General features: G+C 46.0%; 16 protein-coding genes. 13 read left to right on the top strand and 3 right to left on the bottom strand.

Annotation, left to right across the window (positions count from 1 at the left end; genetic code table 11):
- Positions 1–331: 331 nt before the first annotated feature.
- The 3 genes from SK066_RS22780 (at position 332) to SK066_RS22770 (ending at position 2,763) form a co-directional block, all read left to right on the top strand.
- Entirely contained in the window at positions 332–1,279 is a 948-nt protein-coding gene (locus SK066_RS22780; RefSeq protein ID WP_320543144.1) for a helix-turn-helix transcriptional regulator, read from the top strand.
- 70 nt (positions 1,280–1,349) lie between these two features.
- Positions 1,350–2,177: a DinB family protein gene (locus tag SK066_RS22775; RefSeq protein WP_407673722.1), complete on the top strand. Its 828-nt coding sequence runs from the start codon at positions 1,350–1,352 to the stop codon at positions 2,175–2,177.
- A gap of 28 nt (positions 2,178–2,205) precedes the next feature.
- Positions 2,206–2,763, top strand: coding sequence for an EVE domain-containing protein (locus tag SK066_RS22770; protein WP_320543143.1), 558 nt, complete (start codon positions 2,206–2,208; stop codon positions 2,761–2,763).
- On the opposite strand, the gene SK066_RS22765 is transcribed toward SK066_RS22770, so the two are convergent.
- The gene (locus tag SK066_RS22765; RefSeq protein ID WP_320543142.1) at positions 2,760–3,146 is read right to left on the bottom strand and encodes a winged helix-turn-helix transcriptional regulator; all 387 of its coding nucleotides are present in this window, start codon (positions 3,144–3,146) and stop codon (positions 2,760–2,762) included. The two genes, SK066_RS22770 and SK066_RS22765, sit on opposite strands and share 4 nt — an antisense overlap.
- A gap of 287 nt (positions 3,147–3,433) precedes the next feature.
- Between SK066_RS22765 and SK066_RS22760 the strand changes: the two genes are divergently transcribed.
- Positions 3,434–4,024, top strand: a complete 591-nt coding sequence (locus SK066_RS22760) for an NAD(P)H oxidoreductase (RefSeq protein WP_320543141.1) — start codon at positions 3,434–3,436, stop codon at positions 4,022–4,024.
- Between the two features lie 244 nt (positions 4,025–4,268).
- On the opposite strand, the gene SK066_RS22755 is transcribed toward SK066_RS22760, so the two are convergent.
- Complete coding sequence (locus SK066_RS22755) at positions 4,269–5,048, bottom strand: isocitrate lyase/PEP mutase family protein (RefSeq protein ID WP_320543140.1); 780 nt, start codon at positions 5,046–5,048, stop codon at positions 4,269–4,271.
- Between the two features lie 344 nt (positions 5,049–5,392).
- On the opposite strand from SK066_RS22755, the gene SK066_RS22750 reads away from it, so the two are divergent.
- The 3 genes from SK066_RS22750 to SK066_RS22740 all read left to right on the top strand — a co-directional run bounded on the left by SK066_RS22750 (position 5,393) and on the right by SK066_RS22740 (position 7,897).
- Entirely contained in the window at positions 5,393–6,280 is an 888-nt protein-coding gene (locus tag SK066_RS22750) for a phosphoribosyltransferase-like protein (RefSeq protein WP_320543139.1), read from the top strand.
- Positions 6,281–6,285: 5 nt separating this feature from the next.
- Positions 6,286–6,603: a hypothetical protein gene (locus SK066_RS22745; RefSeq protein ID WP_320543138.1), complete on the top strand. Its 318-nt coding sequence runs from the start codon at positions 6,286–6,288 to the stop codon at positions 6,601–6,603.
- A gap of 283 nt (positions 6,604–6,886) precedes the next feature.
- On the top strand, positions 6,887–7,897 hold the full coding sequence (locus tag SK066_RS22740; protein WP_320543137.1) for a reverse transcriptase family protein: 1,011 nt from the start codon (positions 6,887–6,889) through the stop codon (positions 7,895–7,897).
- Between the two features lie 38 nt (positions 7,898–7,935).
- Here the strand turns inward: SK066_RS22740 and SK066_RS22735 are convergent, their stop codons facing one another.
- The gene (locus SK066_RS22735) at positions 7,936–9,276 is read right to left on the bottom strand and encodes an MATE family efflux transporter (RefSeq protein WP_320543136.1); all 1,341 of its coding nucleotides are present in this window, start codon (positions 9,274–9,276) and stop codon (positions 7,936–7,938) included.
- Positions 9,277–9,657: 381 nt separating this feature from the next.
- On the opposite strand from SK066_RS22735, the gene SK066_RS22730 reads away from it, so the two are divergent.
- The 6 genes from SK066_RS22730 (at position 9,658) to SK066_RS22705 (ending at position 22,703) form a co-directional block, all read left to right on the top strand.
- Positions 9,658–10,341 (top strand): TetR/AcrR family transcriptional regulator, encoded by a 684-nt coding sequence (locus tag SK066_RS22730; RefSeq protein ID WP_320543135.1) that lies wholly within the window; start codon positions 9,658–9,660, stop codon positions 10,339–10,341.
- A 130-nt stretch (positions 10,342–10,471) separates the two neighbouring features.
- The gene (locus tag SK066_RS22725) at positions 10,472–11,827 is read left to right on the top strand and encodes an SMI1/KNR4 family protein (protein WP_320543134.1); all 1,356 of its coding nucleotides are present in this window, start codon (positions 10,472–10,474) and stop codon (positions 11,825–11,827) included.
- Between the two features lie 329 nt (positions 11,828–12,156).
- Positions 12,157–16,227, top strand: coding sequence for an S-layer homology domain-containing protein (locus SK066_RS22720; RefSeq protein ID WP_320543133.1), 4,071 nt, complete (start codon positions 12,157–12,159; stop codon positions 16,225–16,227).
- A gap of 369 nt (positions 16,228–16,596) precedes the next feature.
- A complete protein-coding gene (locus SK066_RS22715; protein ID WP_320543132.1) occupies positions 16,597–17,100 on the top strand; it encodes an RrF2 family transcriptional regulator in 504 nt (167 codons plus the stop codon).
- A gap of 148 nt (positions 17,101–17,248) precedes the next feature.
- Positions 17,249–20,449 carry a bifunctional cytochrome P450/NADPH--P450 reductase gene (locus tag SK066_RS22710; RefSeq protein ID WP_320543131.1) on the top strand — a complete coding sequence of 1,067 codons (3,201 nt, stop codon included), beginning with the start codon at positions 17,249–17,251 and terminating at the stop codon, positions 20,447–20,449.
- 535 nt (positions 20,450–20,984) lie between these two features.
- Entirely contained in the window at positions 20,985–22,703 is a 1,719-nt protein-coding gene (locus SK066_RS22705) for an SAM-dependent methyltransferase (RefSeq protein ID WP_320543130.1), read from the top strand.
- Positions 22,704–22,825: the final 122 nt, after the last annotated feature.

Genomic DNA, 22,825 nt, shown 5'->3' with positions numbered 1-22,825 from the left:
TGAAAATTAGTTTTGTTTATTTTGTTCATCTAATTTGCCTAGTTTTTCTTCCAGTGAGCGAATCCTTTTATTTTGATGATAAAGGATCGGCGAAATAACCACGATTAATATGAGAATGTAACCTATAAACATAAATATCCCTCATTTTCATCTTATAAATAAGCTTATTGTTCAATAGATTGATCATTAAAATATATTAAACAAGTATAGTATGTATTGGAATTAAAATGAAAAAAGTAAAGGATTAAAATAAAGCTGTGGCTTTTATCCGATATAGACGCGTATAGCTGCTTAACTATACCCCTACACCCTCTACAGAAAGGAACACCTTATGAACAAAACAGATCGCATGCTAGCCATCGTTATGGAGCTACAGCGTTATGGGATGCGGCGGGCGGAGGATCTGGCAGCGCAGTTTGAGACGAGTGTGCGGACGATCTATCGGGATGTGCAGGCGCTGAGTGAGGCGGGCGTTCCGGTAGTCGGTGCGCCGGGCATGGGTTATTCGCTGATGGAGGGATATTTCTTGCCTCCGGTTAGCTTTACAGCAGAGGAAGCGGTGGCGCTACTCGTGGGTGCGGACTTTGTGCATATGCTGCTGGATGCGGAATATGGGGCGAAGGCACATCATGCGCAGCAGAAGATCGAGGCCATTCTGACCAAGCCGGTGCAGGAGGAGGCATCACGGGTACGGTCGGCGATTCGCTTACTGCATGAACGCATGGCAGGAACGACTGTACTGGAAAAGGAACGTCTGGAGCCGCTGCGTCATGCTATTTTACAGAAGCACAGTGTGCATTTTCATTATTCCAAAAGCTTAACGGAGCCAGAGGATTTGCGTCATAGTGTGCGTACGGTCGATCCGTATGGGCTTGTCTTCACACAGGCGGCATGGATGCTGGTTGCTTTTTGTCATGAGCGGCAGGCGATTCGGCATTTTCGATTATCCCGTATGCGAGAGCTGACGGTACTGGAGCAGTCATTTGAGATCCAGCCGGGCTTTGATCTGCATGCACGCAAGGCGATGGATGATCGTCATATCGTCGTACGGATGCGGTTCGATGCTTCTGCTGGAGAGCAGGTGCAGGAAACGGGCAATTTCTATATGGAATCATTGGAGCCAGATGAGAGCGGATGGCTGGCGACGCTACGAGTGCGGCGCATCGAGGAGCTATTACAATGGACGCTAGGCTGGGGAGCAGCGGTCGAGGTGCTGGAGCCGGAATCGCTACGAGAACGATTGCGCGAAGAAATTAAAAAAATGCAAAAACGCTACTGACACACTGCTGTCAGTAGCGTTTTGTTATGCTGAATCCATCTTCAATATTTGATAAAAGGAGCTGGATAAAGTGGTTAAGACCGAAGCGATGAATACTATGGCAACACAGCATCATATGATGCAGCAGGTATATGTAGATGAGGTGCTACAGCGCATGGAGCATACAGTGAAAGGCTATATTCAAAAGCTAGAGCAGGTGTCGATGGAGCAGCTGCTATGGAAGCCTACTCCAGATGAATGGTCGCTAGGGCAGATGATCGTGCATCTGATTCAATCGGCACAAGGCATGCAGCTGGCTAATGTACGGCGTTGTCTGTCAGTGGAAGAGCAGCTGGTGGGCGAGCTAGCAACGCAGACATCTGGTAAAGATACCGAAGCTACACAGGTAGGTGCCAATATAGCCCAGCCCCAGTATGTAGCCAAAACTGCACAGGGCGAAGCTTTATTTCAATATGGTAGCTTTCCGCAGGAGCGCATTCAGGTGCCACCATCTCCGCAATATACGCCATTACAGCCGGATCATAAGGAGCAGCTTGTAGAAGGCTTGCAGGAAACGCTACGCCAGATGATGGAGGTGGCTCCAGCTGTACAGGTGGTACAGGAGCAACTGATGATGTATGCCGCAAAGAATGGGATGTCAGCAGAGGAAGGTGAACAAGCAGCTGTCCCGACAGTGACCCCCTCCGACAATACAGCATCCGAGAACGTAAACCTATCCATTCACGCTACACAGGGAGCAATACGCAATGAGTCTGAGCCGTCCTTACCTACGGTTGCCCATCCACGTCTCGGTGGATTGAATGCATGGGAATGGTTCTGGCTGATCGAGATGCATTATCGCCATCATCTGCATCAGCAGCAACGTCTGGAAGAAGGGTGGAATCATGCACATGCTTAAAAACAGTCCTATCGCAGGAGAGACAGCGATGCCCGAAGAGGTAACTATAGGTTCAATGCACTCAGCTGCTGTAGGGGGAGATACCACGACTACAGCAGCTATGCCGACAGCTTTGTCTCACAATGTGCCAGATCAGTCCTTTTCTGCCGGATCATCTGCTCCATCGTACTGGATTGGTGTCGTCTCAGAAGCGCATGTACAGCGCGGGGTGGCAGGAGGGTTTGCGCAATTATGTCATGGTAAGGCAGCGCCTTTACGGAAAATGAAGCGCGGAGATTGGTTTGTATATTATTCGCCGCGCACGGAAATGAAAAGCGGTGAGCCGCTACAGGCGTTTACCGCTATTGGACGGGTACGCGATGATGAAGTGTATGAGTATGCGATGTCCGATACGTTTATTCCGTTTCGCCGCAATATTGATTATCTCCATTGCCAGCAGGCAAGTATTCGTGGGCTGCTGGATCAGCTATCGTTTACACGTGACAATCGCAACTGGGGATATCTATTTCGTAGAGGGCAATTTCAGATCACGGCAGATGATTTTCAGCTGATTGCGGAAGCGATGGGTGTGGAGATCAAGATTTAAAATTCTTCCAGCACCTTCGACTTATCGCCATACACCTTGTTCAGATGCTCCTCGCCCCAGTAGCAGAGCAGATCGAGCGCAGGCTTGAGGCTTCTACCGTAAGGGGTCAGCTCGTAATCGACCTTAGGTGGAATCTCGGTGTATACGTTGCGAACGATGATATCGTCCTTTTCTAGTGCTCGGAGCTGTGTAGTTAGCATCTTTTGCGTAATATCCGGTATGAGTCGGCGTAGCTCAGAGGTGCGCTTGGCGCCATCCATAAGATGGTAGATGATGAGTGGCTTCCATTTGCCACCCATTACTTCGAGTGCAGCTTCAACGCCGACTCGGTATCTTTTCTCAGGTGGTTCGTTATTGGGCTGTTGCTCGTTATAGTCGCTCATCGATGTGTCCTCCTTGGTGAATCGTGGATGGGTATGAAGCTTATCATGTACGAAGCGAATGCGATATGAACAGGTTGTTGGATGCTCTGAAGCCGTATCGTGACTTGTATAAAAGGGATACGTAGATTCAGTAGCAGGATAGGCACTTTGATGTTCCCAGGGTACATTGGTGTACCTATGGCACATCAAAGTGCGTACTTCCGCGCCACAATAGACAAGTTTATAATAGCATCAGACCGTAATCATGACTACCAAGCCTACACTCATGAAACGAGGAGGATATCGATATGAACGTGTTAATCGTAGTTTCACATCCAAGACAGGATTCGCTAACCTTTCAGGCAGTGGATCATTTTGCTCAGGGCTTGAAGGATGCTGGACACCAGTATGAGATTGTAGACCTGCATCGAATTGGATTTGATCCGATTTTGCAAGGAATGGATGAGCCGAATATGGAGATGCCGCATCAGAAGTTCTCCCCTCAAATCGAAACCGAGATGGAGCGTCTCAAACGACATGATGCTGTCGCATTCGTCTTCCCACTCTGGTGGTGGCATTTGCCAGCGATGCTCAAGGGCTATATTGATCGCGTGATGAACAATGGCTTTGCTTATGGAGCGGATCAGCTGCATTTGCAGAAGGTGCTGTGGCTGACGCTAACCGGTGTATCGAAGGCACAGATGGATAAGCGTAACTATCGCACAGCGATTGAAAATTTACTTAATGTAGGCATTGCTGATTACTGCGGTGTATCCGATTCCCATGTGGAATTTTTATACGAAACGGGTGGAATGGAGCCAGAGCATTATGAGCGCTTGCTAGAGCAGGCATATCGTGCTGGACTGAACTATGCAGGCGAGCATGTAGCGAAGCAATAATAAGGAATAACAGCGCCAACAGCATTCTCCTTTATCATAAATAAGCACTATGGCTAGTGGTGCTACTCCTTCTATGTTTTTAAATTGATGACTACGTATACTTAAAATAGCCCCAGATCGCCGATCCATGCTTCGGTAGTCTGGGGCTTATATTTTTATGGACGATTATATTTTATGGCGATATGGTAGTGATGTAGTCAAGCTATGCATACCCATGATGTGCTCGCTCAAGCAATCTGATTGGTTAAAAGAATTGCCCTGCCAGTGCGCGTATGCTGCATTGCTTCAGTGTATCCATCAGCTGTAGGTAGGGATGCGGCCCGTAGCTGATCCGAGCGACGCCGCAGGCGGTCAATGTGGAAATAGAGGGCATGGTTGCCGAGAACATGATGTTCACAGGAATCGGAGACTGCTGGCATAGCTCACGGATGAGCTGCTCATCACAGAGTCCAGGCACGAAGATCCCATGAGCGCCTGCCTCAGCATACGCATGGGCGCGCTGTATGGCAGCTTCGAGATGCGTATGATCATGCGTCTCCACAGCAGCCTGAAAAAAGATATCGGTTCTCGCATTGATAAACAGCGGAATGGACACTTTGTCAGCCGCTTCACGAGCAGCGCGAAGGCGTGCCTGTTGTTGCTGGATCGAATATAAGCCATCGCCTGCGGGCAATCGATCCTCGATATTAATTCCCACAGCACCACATTGAATGATCTGTATAACATTGTGCTGTATTTGCTCAGGTGTCTGTCCGTAACCACCTTCGATATCAATCGTAACAGGCACATCGCTGTGCTTACAGATACGCTGTACATTAGCCAGCACCAGCTCAAAGGGTAGCTGCTCGCCATCCTCGTAGCCATGCGCATGAGCTACCGACCAGCTTCCTGTCGCAATCGCCTGTGCGCCTGATTCCTGTATCGTCTGTGCACTTCCGACATCCCAAGCGTTCACAAGAATAAGAGGGTGTGCCTGCTGATGGAGCTGGTGGAATTGCTGGGCTTGTTCGAGTTGTTGATTCATAGTTCGACCTCCAAAATGAAATCATAGCGAATCGTAATAAGCTGTAATATACGCCTATTGTAGCTATTCTCTACCGATTCCATCGCCGAAAATCAGGCACGAATATGGAAAAGTCCTATCAAATTGCTACAGCCAGCTCAGTAAATTTTCTTTATTGTTCTTAAAATACTTTGGCTAGAAAAGATACTATTCGATGAAATAAATAATTACTATCTATATATAGTAAATGTTAGAATTAAGATCAACTTATTGTTTAGGTTGGGAATAACAATAATTTATATTAAACAAAAAATTATCCAAAAGTTCTGCTAACTAGATTATTAAAATGATGATTAGGAGTTAATATGGAAAAAGAACAAGTAATACGAGATTTTTTGGATAGATACGGAGAAGATGAGTATTTTTTGCGGGATATAAAACAGAAATTTACGAATTGGTTGTCAAATGTAGACGATATAAATGTTGAATCAACTTTAATTAAATTGTTTAGTGAATTTAGATTTTTTTCTAAGCTGGAGATTAAGCTTATACTAAAGGAACAAATTTTAATGGTATTTGATTCGAATAACAAAAAAGATTTATGTATTTTCCCTCTAAAACCAAATGGGATAGGAAGCAATAGCTCTGATGAAATGACTATGTGGGTCAGAGAGATTTTTAGAGAAGAAGAAATTACTACTTATAAAGATACAATAAACACTGATTTATCTCGACTTGGTAAAGATGAATCTATAAAAACTCTAGTTTTCTTTGATGATATTTCAGGATCTGGTGGAACTATAGTGAAATTTTTGGAAGATAAAGAACTTAATCTTAAAGGTAAGCAAATTATAATAAATTTAATAATAATAACAGAAGAAGCTTTGGAAAAAATTAATTCATATAAGAGTATACAGAAAGATTTCGATATAAAAATAAATTACAAGTATAAAGTCGACAAAGTATTTATTAATAATGAAAAATTCGACCATAACGATTTTAATGCTGTATTTGAATTGGAAAAAGAAATTTGGGGTGAAAAACATCGAAATATTTTAGGTTATGAGGATAGCCAATTAATTATCGGATTTTCACATAATATTCCTAATAATACATTGAGTTGCTTTTGGTATCATATAGACTTCAAAGGTAAAAAACAAAATTGGAATACATTGTTTAAAAGATCGACACAATTAAGACGTAAAAATTCTCAGAACAATTTTATATTGAATCAAAACAAGAGCAAAGGATGATAAAGATGGACTACAAAAAAGTACTCCTTTTAGTTTATCTTAATACAGTAAAAATGAGCTATTCCTATAACGAAATGAGTAAAAATTTTGGATTAAGTAATTTTCAAGTTGAACAAATACTCAAACAATTAAATCGTGAAAAATTAATAATTTTGCATGATTATTATCAATTATCTCAAAAAGGAAAAGAATTACTTGAAGATTATGGGATGGAAAATGTTGATTATTATAATGCCTTTGATGATCGTAGCATTCTAAATGCTAAAAAACTATCTTTTGAAGATATATACATTCCTATTGGATTTGATAAGAAAATGAAGTAGTATAAATTTAGTCGGCAAACTCCTAGATTGGTAGCAAGTGCTACCATTATTAATGTTTCTTTATCGATTCTGGCAGTCTCGAAAATGCGTCAAGACTGCCAGAGCAAATAAATTTGCTCATCAAATAGGTTACAATTGATGAATTGTTATAAAAATGTTTAGCTATAAATTATTGAATATTTAATTATCATTTTCAAGTTGTTACTTATTTAGAATCTTAAATATAGGAACTTAAAACTAAACTCGGTAGGATTTGCCGACCCCATTTAGAAAGGTAGATTTGATGGATATCAAAAAGCTTGAGAAGAGATTACAAGAAGAAAATTACGGTATAAAGTATCAGGAACTATGCTTAAATTATGCTGGAAATTTATTAAATAATGGACTGCCAGTTATTTTTGATAAAAGACATTTAAGTCTTTTAATGGGTATAGAAGAAAATAAATTAAATTACTATATGCTTAATACAGATAAATTTTATAAAAAAAATTATATTTTAAAATCGAATGGTAAAAAAAGAGAAATTCTGATGCCTAGTTTTCATTTAAAAGAGCTTCAAAGATGGATATTGGATAATATACTGTATTGTTATTATATACATCCCGCAGCTTTTGGCTTTGTACCTAATAAAAGTATTAAAGATAATGCTATTTTACATATAAATCAATCAGTAGTTATTAATTTCGATTTAGAAAATTTTTTTCCAAATATAGAACTCAAAAAAATTTTTAGAATATTCTATAATAGTGGATATACTAAAGAAGTTTCATATTGTTTAGCGAAATTATGTTCTTATAACGGATTTTTACCACAAGGAAGTCCTGCAAGTCCCTTTTTAGCTAATATTTCTTGTATTCAATTAGATAAAAGATTAGAAGCTCTAGTTCATAACCTAGGATTTAAATATTCACGATATGCCGATGATATTACCTTTTCTGGGAATCATAATATTAAAGGTTTGATACCTTCAATTACTAATATTATAAAAGAAGAAGACTTCAAAATTAATCTAAGTAAGTTACGAGTGCAAGATAATAATCCTCACAAAGAAATTACAGGTCTTATAGTAAGCGATTCTGTCAAAGTTAAAAAAAAATACAAAGTATATCTTAGCAAACAAATTTACTATGCTAAGAAGTTTGGTGTTTATAGCCACTTACAAAGAATAAATGCTATAGAAAGATCTTACTATAAAGAACATTTATACGGTATGGCGAATTTTATAAAAATGATTGAAGAAGAAGAAGGAGAGAAGTTTTTAAAAGAGCTTAGCGAAATTAGTTGGAATTATTAATTTTTAATCTATACTAAATTTATATCTCTTCTTGATATCTAGACTGTTCTTATTTGTATATGTCTACGTATTTTGTATGCTAGTATTAGCCCAACAAGAAATGCTACCGCATCCGCAATAACGAGCGACCAGATCACCCCGTGAAAGCCATTTAACTGATTGGCTACGAATAATACCGGAATGAGCGTTACGCCTTGAATGACCGACATGATCATCGCCGCTGTACCCTGTCCGGTCGCCTGGAAAATACCAATCACGAGTGTTGTCACGCCCGTAATGAACAGCGATAGAAACGTTACATGTAAAATATAGCTGCCCATCATGATCAGCTGCGGATCATTCGTAAATAAGCCGATCAGATGATCCGACACGATATACACCACCATGCCAAATACGATAGCCATCGCCACAATCGCCTTGATCGTAAAGCCAATCGTTTGCTTCATTCGTAATAGATTCGCGGTAAACGAGAAGGCGATGAGCGGCACGACCCCTTCGCACAATCCCATCAGTATAAACTCCGGAAATTGCATCAAACGCGATGAAATCCCATACGCCGCCACCGCGCTATCGCCATATTCAATCAGGAAATAGTTAAAGATCAGCGACATCGCACCGAGAAAGACACTCATCACAAATACAGGCACACCGATTTTGAACACATTACTTAGAATTTCCTTGCTAATCTTGAACCAGCGAATCGAGACGGTTAGAAACGAGCTTTTCAGCCCCAGATGATGCGTATAAAAGGCGCAGGCAACAAGATTGGAGAGCACGGTTGCTGTAGCGACACCGATCACGCCCCAGTGCAGCACGAAGATCGCCAGCGCGTCCAGCACGATATTGACGACCACACTCAGCATCATGCCGACCATTGACGTAATCGCTGAGCCTTCCGAGCGCACGATATTTTCCAGCGTGAAAAACAAAACGACAACAGGTGATCCGAGCAGCATCACCGTTACATAATCCTTCGTATAAGCAAACGATTCTGCGGTAGCACCCAGACTACCTACGATGGAGTCGATCATCGGCAAGCCAATCAAAATAACGAGTATACCGAATAACAGACTGCTGTAAAAGGCGAACGACGATACATGCTTGGCATCGTCATATCTCTTTTCGCCGAGTAGACGTGAAATAAACGTACCGCTACCCATGCCGATCAGATTGCCGAGTGCCATAATGATAGCGAACAGGGGCAACGTCAGCGCCAGCGCAGTGAGCATCGACGTATTGTGAAGCGTCCCTAGAAAATAAGCATTCAAAATAGAATAAATAACACTCATCGACGTGCCTAGCATCATCGGAACGGCGAAGTGAGCAACAGCCTTGGCAATCGGAGCTTTTTCAAAATAATGCAGGTTTTGAGTATCCATAGGATCACTGCTTTCTGTTGAGGATATAAGTATAGAACGAAGCAAATGGACGACAACGTAGGACGGGAAATGCAAACAATAACGAGTCATAGTGGCTTATAACATGATGAATAACTAAATCAACTGAAAACACTCAAAAACTAAAAAACCAAAACAACCAAAAACCAAAAATCGATTTAAAATCAATGAAAAGAATCGCAGATTGACTCAGCAACGACTAAACGTAAACGATGTACAAAAAACAGCTATCTCTATAATGACAATTATAATCTAACACTGTTAGTTTGTGCCTTACAGTGTTAGATGGTATCATGAGAATAATCAAAAGTAAAGCATAAACTTACAGTGTTAGATAAATCGCAAATTAAAGGACGAATTCATATGAAAAAACAACAGCCTCAAATTTCAGAGGATAAAATTTTGGAGGCATCATGGGAGCTGCTGGGCGAGGATGGCATCGAAAAGCTCAGTATGCGCCGACTTGCTGATCGGTTAGGAATTCAGGCACCGTCCCTTTACTGGCATTTCAAAAGCAAGCAGCATCTGTATCAGGGACTGGCGAATCAGGTATCCAAGCTAATCGTAGAGCAGTGCCAGAGTCAGGGCGATTGGAAGGAACGCTCTACCGAGCTAGCGGTGACGATGCGCCGTGTGCTCAGTCAGTATCCGTGTTCCACTCAGATGATGATGGTGACGATGCCGTTCGAGCCGGATATGATCCGGTTTACGAACTATATGCTACGCTGTGTAGAGGACACGCCGCTGGAGCCGGATGAGCAGATGCAGGCGGTGACGACGTTGGCGAATTTTGTGCTATTTTTCGTGCTGGATCGTTATCAGCAGGAGCGCAATGCGGAGGCGATTTCAGAACAGCGGCATGCGGAGCTGGATGATGAGATGCTCGGTATAATGGATAAGATGAATGATGAGGACACGTCATTATTTCGCCGCATGTACACACAGCAATTATTTGAGCTGATGGGGTCCGATCATGCGTTTGAATTCGGGCTACGTGTTATTCTGCTGGGGATTGAACAGATTATTGCAGAGAAGGATGCTAAGTAGAGTATTCGTAGCAGAAGGTGTACGGTTGGTTTTAAGCGGGAAAGGTGTAAGGCTATAGCCAGACGCATGTATCATCGCTGGCAACATAAATAAGGTTTATTCCATCCCCTTGAAGAAAGGAACATGACAGATGAACACGAATGATATGCAAGCCCAGCTCCATGCGATCAAGCGCAAGCTAGAGCTCGTCAAGGCTCAGGACACCGAATTTACGGAATTTGGCTCCAGCTCGCATGAATATCAGATGGACCCGGTTCTCTCGCAGGCGGAGCTTGAACAGTGGCAGAGAGAGCATGGACTCGTACTTCCTGAGCCCTTTGCTCAGTTTCTGCTAGAGATCGGTAATGGCGGAGCAGGCCCGTATTATGGCATCTATTCGCTGGAAGAAGCGACCTCGTATACAGAGCCGCTTGCGCTATCGTTACAGGCGATTCTGCGTCCACGCATGCCCAAAGCAGAATGGAATCAGTTGATTGCACCGCTCATCTGGGATGAGGATATTTCCGACGAGCAGTATGAGCAGACGAGCAGTCAGATTCTCGGCGGTATGCTATGTATTGGCACACAGGGCTGTGACTATGATATGTACCTCGTACTGGATGGGGAATATCGCGGTAGAATCGTATATACGAATGACTTTTATGAGGATGCTCCGTTTTTCTTCGTTTACGATCTCACCTTTCTGGACTGGTATGAGCGCTGGCTGGACGAGTTTTTGCTGGACTATCATCGGGGCTGGTTTGGCGCGCGTATGCCGGGTGATGAACAGACGCTGCTACATACATATCAGCATACAGCCGAACAGCACATCCAAGCGGATGCGCTACAGGCGATGTTTAAGTTTAAAAGTCTATCGCCAGAGGGGTTAGATTTTCTACATCATCTAGTAGCGAGGGGTGCCAGCGAGCAGGGGACTGTCATGCGTGAGCATCGATTAATAGCGATTCGATTAATTTATAAAAATACACCAGAGCAGGGCAAGCCGTATGTGCTACAGCTTCTAACCTCTGGCGATGCGGATGACTTACTGCTAGGGCTACAGATGGTGTATCATTCGCGTGAGAACTATCCTACAGCCGAATTCGTACCGATCATTATGAAGCAGCTGGATCGGATTGAGCAGGCGGAAGCACTTCGTTTTGCCGGATATATCTTACATGAGGAGCCTGGTGTGACGTTGCGGGACTATGAGCATGTGCTACGTAGCTCGGATGAAGAGATACAATTAGCGGCGATATATGCCACGCGCGATTGCGTAGATAAGGAGCGAGATATCGAGCTAGTGGAGCAGTTCATACTGAATGCTTCACCTCAGCTACGTCAGCAGATCGTCATGTACTGGGGCATGATTCCGCATGAGCGGCTGTTGCCTTTTTATGCAGCGATGTGGCAGGAAGAGTATCGGAACCATCCTACCTTTAGTGTGACGTTTAGAGAGGGTTTACAGAAGCTTGGGTTGCCAGAGGATTATTTTGAGCGGAGTTAATGAAGTTCTCGTTACACCTAAATAAGCAGGGCGATCGTTGCTCCTCCACATCGTTGTTAGAGTTTCCATTTCAACGTTATGATCGATAGTAAGGTGATCTGAGTGTTTATCCTCTTTATATAGCTGTAAGCGATCCATTTTATCCTTGTAAGATGCGCCATTGTAGCGCATCTTTTTTTATTTTGTCGCTTATTTTCGAAAAAATAGGTAAAAATACTTACTTTTTTATGCTTTTTAGACCTTTTTACCTGTAATTGTTGAGAAAATGTTGAGTGGTACCCTGTTACAATGTCTGCAATATCTATGTAGTCATTCAAGGGGGAAATGGAATGAGTATTTCTGCTTTATTCAGAAAACGGGGACAAAAGGTCATAAACAGCTTTGTCGTCTTGTTGCTGATGATTGGAATGGTCGCACCTCATCAGGCTGGGGCGACTCCAATTACGCCGGGGATCTGGCAATTTATTGATAATGGTGGGATTAAGAGTAATCCATCTTCAAACAATGCGAATTATCGTGGTTCGAGTGCAGTGATGTTAAATGGTCAGTTGTATGTGACTTTTATCGAATCCATTTATGTAATGTTTGGAAGTAATACTTCTCGTGTTCGTGTCATGACCCAGGTTAATGGAAACTGGGAAGCGGCGGATGGTGGAACTGGACTTAATATCGATAATAACCAAACAGCAAGCAGTCCAGCACTTGTTGTTCATAACAATGCACTTTATGCAATCTGGTATGAACAAAGTACAGGTAACAATAAAGGCATCTATGTCAAAACACTACAAAACGGCACATGGACGTCATTATCCGGTGGTCCAGTAGCTGGCCCTAGCACAACATTGAATACACGTTATTTTGCACTCGTTTCTTACAACGGAGACTTGTATGCTTCGTATACAGAGTTTAACGGTACAGGTTATGTGAATAAATTGAAAAGATATACAGGAACATCGTGGGTTGATGATCAGCCACTTTCTTCATTTCAACCGAATTCAAATGTAGGTACTCCTGTCTTTGCGACTTATAATGGCTCACTCTATATGGGGTGGACAGAGACACTTGCGAGTGCTCCATACTCCAACTATGTAGTGGTAACGAAACGTACAGCAAATGGAAACTGGGTCAATGTATCGGGTAACGCAGGTATTGCCGATTCGATCACACAATCACAGGTTTCCCTGTCATTAAAGGAATATAAAGGCAAGCTATATGCAGCGTGGACCAATGGCTCATTAGCGATTCGTCTAAAAGCGTATGATGGTGATACATGGCAACCCGTAGGGGATAGCGTAGTACCTACAAACGCAAACAAGGGAGGCGGTCAGCCGATTCTATCTACAGTGGATAATCAGTTACTGGTACAGTGGGTAGAGGGCAGTAGCCTTAAAGCGGCTTTATATGATGGTATGACGTGGACAGATGCGAGTAGCGGATTAAGTGGTCAGAGCATTGATGGTTCGACTCCGACGCTTATCCCTGATCCAAGCGGCAAACTCATCTACATGTTCTTTTCCGACCTATCAAGAGTAAGAGCAGCAATCTTCACACCTGCTCCGTCGATCCCTGCGCCAACTGGCGTACAGGTTCTGCGTGATCGGCAATCTGCGAAGCTGAGCTGGACACTGGATGCCTCGGTATCCGAATATACCATTTACAAAGGTACTCAATCTGGTGTGTACGATACGACACCTGTAGCGACAGTAGGCAATACAGATGGTGTATATACCGTAAAGGATCTAGAGCCAGGTAAAACGTATTATTTTGCGATAAAAGCAACTACGATGGAGGGGCAAAGCCCATACTCGTCCGAGGTGAGTGTGACGATTCCGGAACAGGTTTCTTTGCTGACAGGGCCATCGATCGTACCGGGAAGCCAGCCGGGAACGATTCGAATTGCGAATTTGCCACCTGAATTCGCGTATAAGTATACATTTTCGATTAATGGTGTGCTGCAACGTCCATTAGTAGGCGATACCAATACAATCTACACCAATCCATTGCAGCGTGATCAGGATATTGAGGTCGGTAACAATACGAATCTGACGATTGTACAGCTTGCAGGTGATAACATTGTGCGCTGGAATGACTTCCCGATCATCCCTGATCTGGTTGCTCAGGCTGTACCTGTACTAAGCAATATTATTGTTAAACCGGGTGACATTCCGAATACGGCTAAGATTGCGGCATTGCCTGATTCGTATACGTATAAGTTTGCAGTAGGTGGACCTAACGATTATAAGCGTCCAGCGACAGGTAGAAAGGCAACAGATTTAGGCTACACTCAATTTGTCGATCTGGGCACGCCATTCCCTGCAACGTCCAATCAATATGTGTATGTCGTACAGGTGAGTGATGAGGATGTCATTAAAGGCTGGGCACAAATTGCAGTCAGTGGCAAGCTTCCTGCTCCTGTACAGAATGAACCAATCGTTACTCAGAATGACGTGACACTCTCATGGGAACCTGTAAATAACGCTATTGCCTATGAAGTATTCGTCTCTTCCATCTCCGGTATGTATGGGCCACCTTATCAATTTTTAGATGGAACCGCAAAACAAGTCAAAGTAACTGGACTGACGCCAGGTGTGCGTTACTACTTCGTCATCAAGGCGGCAACAAAGGCAGAGGACAGTCCAATCTCCAATGAAATGACAGCGATGCTGGCACAAGCACCACAGTCAGGCACGCCAGCACTGAACAAGCTTTCGATTGCTCCACTGGAATTAAGCCCTGCTTTCTCGCCAGATATTACACAGTATACGGCGAATGTAGGCAATAGCGTGAAAAGTCTGAATGTTCAAGCAAGCGTAACGGATTCGGTATATGGTACCGTCACCGCCAGTGTATACGGCGCTACAGGAGGGGTTGTAGCCGGGCCGTATCCATTATTCGGTGGTAGTTCTTCGCCAGATTTGCAGCTGGCTGTCGGAACAAGCACAATCACGGTAACTGTTACAGATAAAGATGGCAATCTGCGTACGTACACTATCGTAGTGAATCGTGCAAAAGATAGCTCTAACAATTCCAGCAATTCCGGTTCTGGCTCGTCTGGTGGTAGCTCCGGTGGAGGTGGTGGAGGTACAGCCAATCCAACCACTACTACACCAACAACACCAGCACCACCGACCAATCCAGGCTTGCGTGTTGTCGTAGATGGCAAGACGTATGACCAGATTGCAAATGGTGCCACAACGACGACGAATGGACGCACAACGATGACCGCGACGATTGATCCTGCGAAGCTGGCAGATCGTTTGCAGCAATCATCGGGACAGCCTGTTATCGTCGTTCCTGTTGCAGACAAAAATATTCAACAGGTAGCTGTCGTGCTGACAGGTGAAACGGTCAAAGCGATGGAAAACAAGCAAGCCATTATGGAAGTACAGACAGCCAGTGGTACCTATCGTCTGCCTGCCGATCAGGTGAATGTCGATCAGGTATCTCAAAATCTCGGTTCTGCCGTGAAGCTGGCGGATATCGTAATTCATGTAGCCATTGGTACCAGCTCGACGGCTGTCACGCAGCAAGCAGAGCAATCGGCGTCGCAGAAAAACTATACACTGGTGACGAAGCCGATTTCCTTTGAAGTGTCCGCTTCTTACGGCGGCAAAACCGTCAATGTGGATCAATTCAATCAATATGTTGAGCGCGAGATCCCATTACCAGACGGTGTTGATCCATCTAAAGTGACGACTGCTGTTGTACAAAATGCAGATGGCACGGTACACCATGTACCAACCTTCATCACTTCGCGTGATGGCAAGTTCTATGCGGTGATCAACAGCTTGACCAATAGCGATTATTCGCTGATCTGGCATCCGAAAACATTTGCTGATGTGAGCGGTAAATGGTCAGAGCAAGCGGTCAATGACATGGCATCGCGTATGATTGTGAACGGTGTGGATGCCGATCATTACAACCCGAATGCAGAGGTGACACGCGCCGAGCTGGCAGCAATTATGGTACGTGCGCTTGGACTGGCAGAGAACGGTAGTGGATCTACCTTTAACGATGTGAACGCATCGGATTGGTATGCGGGTGCAGTGGCTCAGGCCGCTCGCTATGGTCTGATCCAGGGCTATGCAGATGGTAGCTTTGGGCCTGATCGCACAGTGACGCGTCAAGAAGCGCTAGTGATGCTTACTCGTGCGATGAAGCTAGCTAAGCTCGATACGAAAACAGCCGATACAGCAAGCACGCTTGCACCTTTTGCTGATCATGCTGCTGTAGCAGCGTGGGCACAGGATGCAGTGGCTACCGCGGTACAAAGCGGTCTTGTGCAAGGCAATTCCAAAGGTCTGGCACCGACTCAGCATTTGAGTCGTGCAGAGACAGCCGCGATTGTACAGCGTCTGCTGATGCAAGCCAAGCTGATCGATGGTACCACTCCATCGTAATGTAACACTCCATTTTAGAGGACACAGATCATAAATTCGATAGCATAAGTAGACATAGAAAATATGCAGGATTTATGCAGTGAGTATGAACTAAAAACGTATATTTATGCAAAAGCCTTTCTCTCGGTAGATGCCGGGAGAAAGGCTTTTTTGCGTGCATCCGATCCGACAGGGTTACTGATGCGTAAACTTGAAATGCGTTCTGGATGAGATTTACAATAGAAATACAACATTCAATGTGGATATCGATTATCCAATTTGAAAGTGATAATGAAGCTACCATTCGATCAAGCTACACCATCAAGAGGGAGATCACCTTTCCCTTAGACAGCAGGCTATACAAGAAGCCATACAAGGAGGTTGGTGCTTTTGAAATTCAATCCAAGTCTGGAGCAGGCGATCTGTGTGCTCGTCTTACTTGCTACGCAGAAGCCCGGTGTACCGCTATCCTCTGACCGAGCTAGCGATATTCTGGGCGTATCTCGCTCCTATTTTCGCAAAATTACACGCAAGCTGGTGCTACAAGGCATTATTCGTTCAGCACCGGGTAACAATGGCGGGCTATCGCTGGGACGTGCCGCAGAGGACATTACGCTGCTACACATTATCGAAGCGATGGAGGGCGAGCTTGCGCTGTATGAGGATGGTGGATTAATGCGCAATATTTTTCAGGATGGTACGTATGTGGAACGCGGCGTGGAGCTGCTGAACAACGTATTTGCTGGAGCGGATGCGCTACTCAAGCAATATTTCGCTAGCTTCACACTGGCAAGCATGATGGAGGAAGCGATGGGCGACGATCATTCCACGCTGAATTGGAATACCACCACCTTGCGTGAATGGCTTAACACAACCGGACTGCGCATGTCCTGATCGCTATTGTGTGTTTACGTTACTGTTCCAGAGCATGATCATGCTCGTTATGAAATGAAGATGATACATCACACCGCCGTTAATCGCTGCGTAACCGAAACGAAACCAATCTACACACTGTCATCATTAATCGGGAGGTACGAACAACATGGCAAAAAATACATCAATTCCGCAAACGAAAACCTTTGGACCGCTGGGCAGCATTCCGCTGCTTGACCGGGATACCCCAACCCTTTCGCTGAGCGAGCTGGCTCGTGAGTATGGGCCAATCTATCGGTTCCAGCATATGGGTGGGCATTCCATTATTATTGTGACGGGGCAAGAGCTGATGAAGGAGCTTGAGGATGAGCAGCGTTTTGACAAAAGTATTGATGGATCACTTCAGCGAGTGCGTGATTTTGCTGGGGATGGACTGTTTACCAGTCGGACGGATGAGCCGAACTGGCGCAAAGCCCATAGCATTTTGATGCCAGCCTTTAGCCAGCAGGCGATGAAGGGCTATCACGATATGATGAGCGATATTGCACTGCAACTGGTGCAGAAATGGGCGCGCTTGAACCCGGATGAAGCGATCAATGTGCCGGAGGATATGACACGGCTGACGCTGGATACGATCGGCTTGTGTGGGTTTAATTATCGATTCAATAGCTTTTACCGCGAGGAAGCGAATCCATTTATTCAGAGCATGGTGCGTGCGCTGGACGAAGCGATGCATGCGACGACTCGTTCGCCACTGCAAAGCAAGCTGATGGTCGCCAAGCGCAAGCAGTACAAGGAGGATATCGAGTCGATGTTCTCGCTCGTGGATAAGATCATTGCCGATCGTCAGCAGCAGGGTGATCAAGGGGAAACCGATCTGCTGGCACGTATGCTTGGTGCGGCTGATCCAGAAACAGGCGAGACGCTGGATAATGAAAATATTCGCTACCAGATGATTACATTCCTGATTGCCGGGCATGAAACGACGAGTGGACTGCTATCGTTTGCGACGTATTTTCTACTGAAAAATCCAGCCGTTTTGGAAAAGGCAAGAGCCGAAGCAGAGCGCGTCATTAGCGGTGATGTGCCAACCTATCAGGAGGTATTGCAGCTATCGTATGTACGGATGGTGCTGAACGAATCCTTGCGACTCTGGCCGACCGCACCAGCCTTCGGTCTATACGCCAAAGAGGATACGATCATTGGTGGTCAATATCCACTTACCAAGGGCGATGAGATTCGTGTGATCCTACCCGAGCTGCATCGGGACAAAGAGGCATGGGGCGACGATGTGGATGAGTTCAAGCCAGAGCGTTTTGCCGATCCGTCGAAGATTCCAGCTCATGCGTACAAGCCATTTGGTAACGGGCAGCGTGCATGTATCGGGATGCAGTTTGCTCTGCATGAGGCGGTGCTGGTGATGGGAATGATTTTGAAGCATTTTGATCTGTCGTTTAACGGAGAATATGAGCTGAAAATCAAGCAAACCCTCACGCTCAAGCCGGATCAATTTACGATTCGTCCGAAGCTGCGTACCGGTCATGTGCCTGCATTGGGTGGAGCTGGGCAGGCTACAGCTACTACTGCCGAAGCAGCTAAGGAGCAGGGCGAGGCGCAGGAACGACGGGGAGCATTAAGCGGCTTGAATGATCGTCCACTGGTCGTGCTATACGGCTCCAATATGGGCACCTCGGAGTCGATTGCGCGTTCGCTGGCAGATACAGCGAGTCTGCACGGTGTACGAAGTGAAGTGGCAACGCTGAATGATCGCGTAGGTGATCTACCGCGTGAGGGCGCGCTTGTGATCGTTGCTTCCTCGTACAATGGCAAGCCGACGACGAATGCCGTTCAATTTCTCCAATGGCTGGAGCAGGTCGAGGAGGGCGAGCTAGAGGGCGTGACGTATAGCGTATTCGGCTGTGGCGATCGCAACTGGGCGAGCACGTATCAGCAGGTGCCGCGTGCTATCGATGAGCAAATGGAGCGAAAGGGAGCTACGCGCTTCTCGCCTCGTGGTGAGGGCGATGCGAGTGGTGACTTTGAGAAGCAGCTGGAGGATTGGAAGCAGACGATGTGGGCGGATGCGATTGAGGCATTTGGCTTGCGATTCAACGCCGATGCGGCACAGGAGCGTGCAGCACTCAGTCTGCAATTTGTGAGCAATGTGGCAGGCGCACCACTCGCTTCCTCCTACGAAGCGGTGTATGCAACCGTGCTGGACAATCGTGAGCTACAGCATGCAGATAGCGGACGCAGCACCCGTCATATCGAGCTACAGCTGCCACAACATATCCAATACCATGAAGGCGATCATCTAGGCGTCTTGCCGCAAAATCCTACTGAGCTGGTGCAGCGTGTCCTGCAACGCTTCCGTTTGCAAGGGGAGGCTCAGGTGGTGCTGACCGCAAGTAGCTTGAGTGCAGGGCATCTGCCACTGGATCGTCCGGTGCAACTTCGTGAGCTGCTCGCTTCCAGTGTGGAGCTACAGGAGCCAGCCAGCCGTGCCCAGCTTCGTGAGCTGGCTGCGTATACGGTATGTCCACCGCATAAGCGTGAGCTGGAGGGGATGCTACAGGAAGATCAATATTACGGCGAGATTCTGTATAAGCGCGTCACGATGCTCGATCTGCTAGAAAAATATATGGCGTGTGAAATGCCATTTGAGCGCTTCTTAGAGCTGTTACCTGCCTTGAAGCCTCGATACTATTCGATCTCTAGCTCGCCGAAGCAAGCGGCAGATCGGGTGAGCATCACGGTTGCCGTTGTTCATGCACCTGCACGTACAGGCTCAGGCATGTACAAAGGGATTGCTTCGAACTATCTGGCAGAACGCGCGCCCCAGGAACAGATTCCCGTATTCGTGCGCACGCCAGAATCTGGTTTCCATTTGCCAGAAGACCTACAGGTTCCGCTCGTGATGGTTGGCCCGGGCACCGGGATTGCTCCATTCCGCGGCTTTTTACAGGCCCGGGCTGCGATGCAGCAAGAAGGACAGCAGCTGGGCGAGGCACATTTGTATTTTGGCTGTCGCAATGCGGCGGATTTCCTGTATCGCGGTGAGCTGGAGGATTACGCGGCGAATGGCATCGTCTCGCTGCATACTGCCTTTTCGCGTGAAACCGAGCAGGACAAGACGTACGTACAGCATCTGATGGCGCAAAATGCTGAGCAGATTATGGACGTACTGAATGAACGCGGCGGCATGCTGTACATTTGCGGAGATGGTACACGTATGGCACCGGATGTGGAGCAAGCGTTACGTGCGGCATATCGTTCGCGTTATGGTAAGAATGAACAGGAAGCGGCGATCTGGCTGGATACGCTACAGCAGGAAGGTCGTTATGTGAAGGACGTATGGGCTGGCGTGTAAACGCGAGCAGATGGATAGAGCAGGTATGTCGCTCTGATCGGTATCGCCGCATGCAGATGATTATGGAAAAGATCATACCGAGCAATGATAGATGTGCTATGTGCATGATTCGATTTTTTCTATGAGTAAAAAAATGTAGCTAATAACGCGGGCAACCTATATACAGGGTTGCCCGTTTTTTGGCTGGGAGCGAGTTGACTGGGCGTTTCTAATTATCAGGTAATTTGCCATTCAGACAACAGGAAATCCTAGGGGAATATCTGCTCTTTGTAAGCCGTGATCAGGGGTTATGAGGAGGTCGGCAGATCGTAAACGAGAAGTAAATTAGAAATCCAGACACATCGAGCTGATTAAGCTTACAAGAGTCATACCATTCATAAAGAACAGCTATCCATCTGTTCTAATCTGGTAGCTTTCGATCAAAGTATGAATCTGTTAGGGCATCTGGGTGCGTTGTAGTATGATGGAGAGAGCATGGATAGGTGTCATTTCCCCTATGCAAAACGACTTATTTTAGGAAAGCAGGACATAAACAATGAACGAATTATCGAATGATCGAAATAGATATCGCTTTAGCGAGGCTCCGATCTGGGAGCTGCTGCGTGAATATTATGAGCAGGAAGGTCTGGATGCGTGGCGCAATGATGGGATACCGCAATACGTCACAAGTAATCCGATGATCGCGGCGGCGTATGCGGATATGATTGTTGCCTTTTTACTGGATCGCCAGCAGCAGGGCGGTGCAGAGGAGACGATCTACATCGTAGAGATTGGTGCAGGCGCTGGACGTCTGGCAGGGCATATTTTGCACGAGCTATGCCGTGTACGTGATGAAGTGATCGAAGACTTGCCGTCCTTCTGCTATGTGATGACCGATCTGGCAGCAGACAGTGTGGCGGCATGGCAGCAGCATCCAGCGCTACAAACGTATGTGGCGCAGGGGGTGCTTGATTTTGCCCGTTTTGATGCGATGGCAGATACCGAGCTACAGCTTGCTGTAAGCGGTCAGACGCTACAGGCAGGCGGGTTGCAAGAGCCTGTGGTTCTGATTGCCAATTACTTTTTCGATAGTCTGCCACAGGAGCTGATCCGCATCGAAAATGGCAATGTGTATGAAGCCGATATTGAGCTGATTCAAGCATCAGCAGACGAGCAAAATGATACAGACGGGTCTACAACGGCAGCGGCATCAGAATCATCGAACCAGCAAGCCGAGTTACAGTCCGAGCAGTCCGAGAAGACCGAGCAGGTCGAGCTACATTCCCGGCAGGCAGACTCTGATATCGATGACCGCGCACGCTCAGCCTCGAACCGTTTGAACGAGATTGGCATTGAATACACCTATCGCCATGCCCTGGAATATGAACAGGCCGATCATCCGTATGCCGATCTGTTGAGCTTATATCGTGAGCAATTAGACGATAACTATGTATTGCTGCCATGGGCAAGTATCGATTGCTTGCAACGACTGAATCGCCTGTCGACAGCAGGGTTTGTGCTGATCACTGCCGATAAGGGCGAGCATCTGCTAGAAGGCTGGAGATTGGAGGAGCCGCCCGAGCTGACACTGCATGGCGGCGGTGGCTTTTCACTGAATGCGAACTATCATGCGATCAGCTATGTGTTTGGCGCACAGGGAGCCGAGGTGCTGTTTCCACCTCACCATTACACAGGCATCAATGTAGGCTGTATGCTGCATGTCGCACAGCCGCGACGCTACTCCGGTCTACGTATGGCCTACCATCGCTCAGCAGCACGCTTTGGCCCGGATGAATTTTTCAGCTTGAAGCGCTGGGTCGATGAGCGTCTGGACGAAATGGAGCTCGCACCATGGCTTGCCTTCTGGCGATTGGGCAATTATGATGCTGAATTTTTCATTCAAAGCACGGAACGTCTATCCGAATTGCTATCAGAAGCCAATGATGAAGAATACCTCGACCTGCTACACGGCATCGAATGCATGTGGTCATCCCACTATGTGATGGCACAGCGTTACGACCTGGCGCTCGATACCGGATTACTGCTTTTTGAAATGGAGCAATATGAGCAAGCTCAGCACTATTTACAGCAATCTGTAGCAGAAGAACAGGAAGAAACAGTGCCTACCGTATTTTATTGCCTGGCTATCTGCTGTCTGGAGGTTGGCGAGCTAGAGCAGGCTGGTGAATATTTGGAGCAATTGTTAAACGTAGAACCAGAGCATGCCGAGGCGCAAGCGTTAATGGAAGCGCTACGCGAGGGTGAGCTGGACTGATGGCTAGCGAATGGAGTAGCAACACTACATTGACAATCCTAATAAGGTAGATAGAATCAACACATCGAAACGGAATCGATCAAACCGCATCCTATCGCATACAAGCGAGGGTGCGGTTTTTT

This window comes from Paenibacillus hunanensis (assembly GCF_034055775.1).
GTDB lineage: Bacteria > Bacillota > Bacilli > Paenibacillales > Paenibacillaceae > Saccharibacillus > Saccharibacillus hunanensis.
This window is presented reverse-complemented; position numbering and strand designations above follow the sequence as displayed.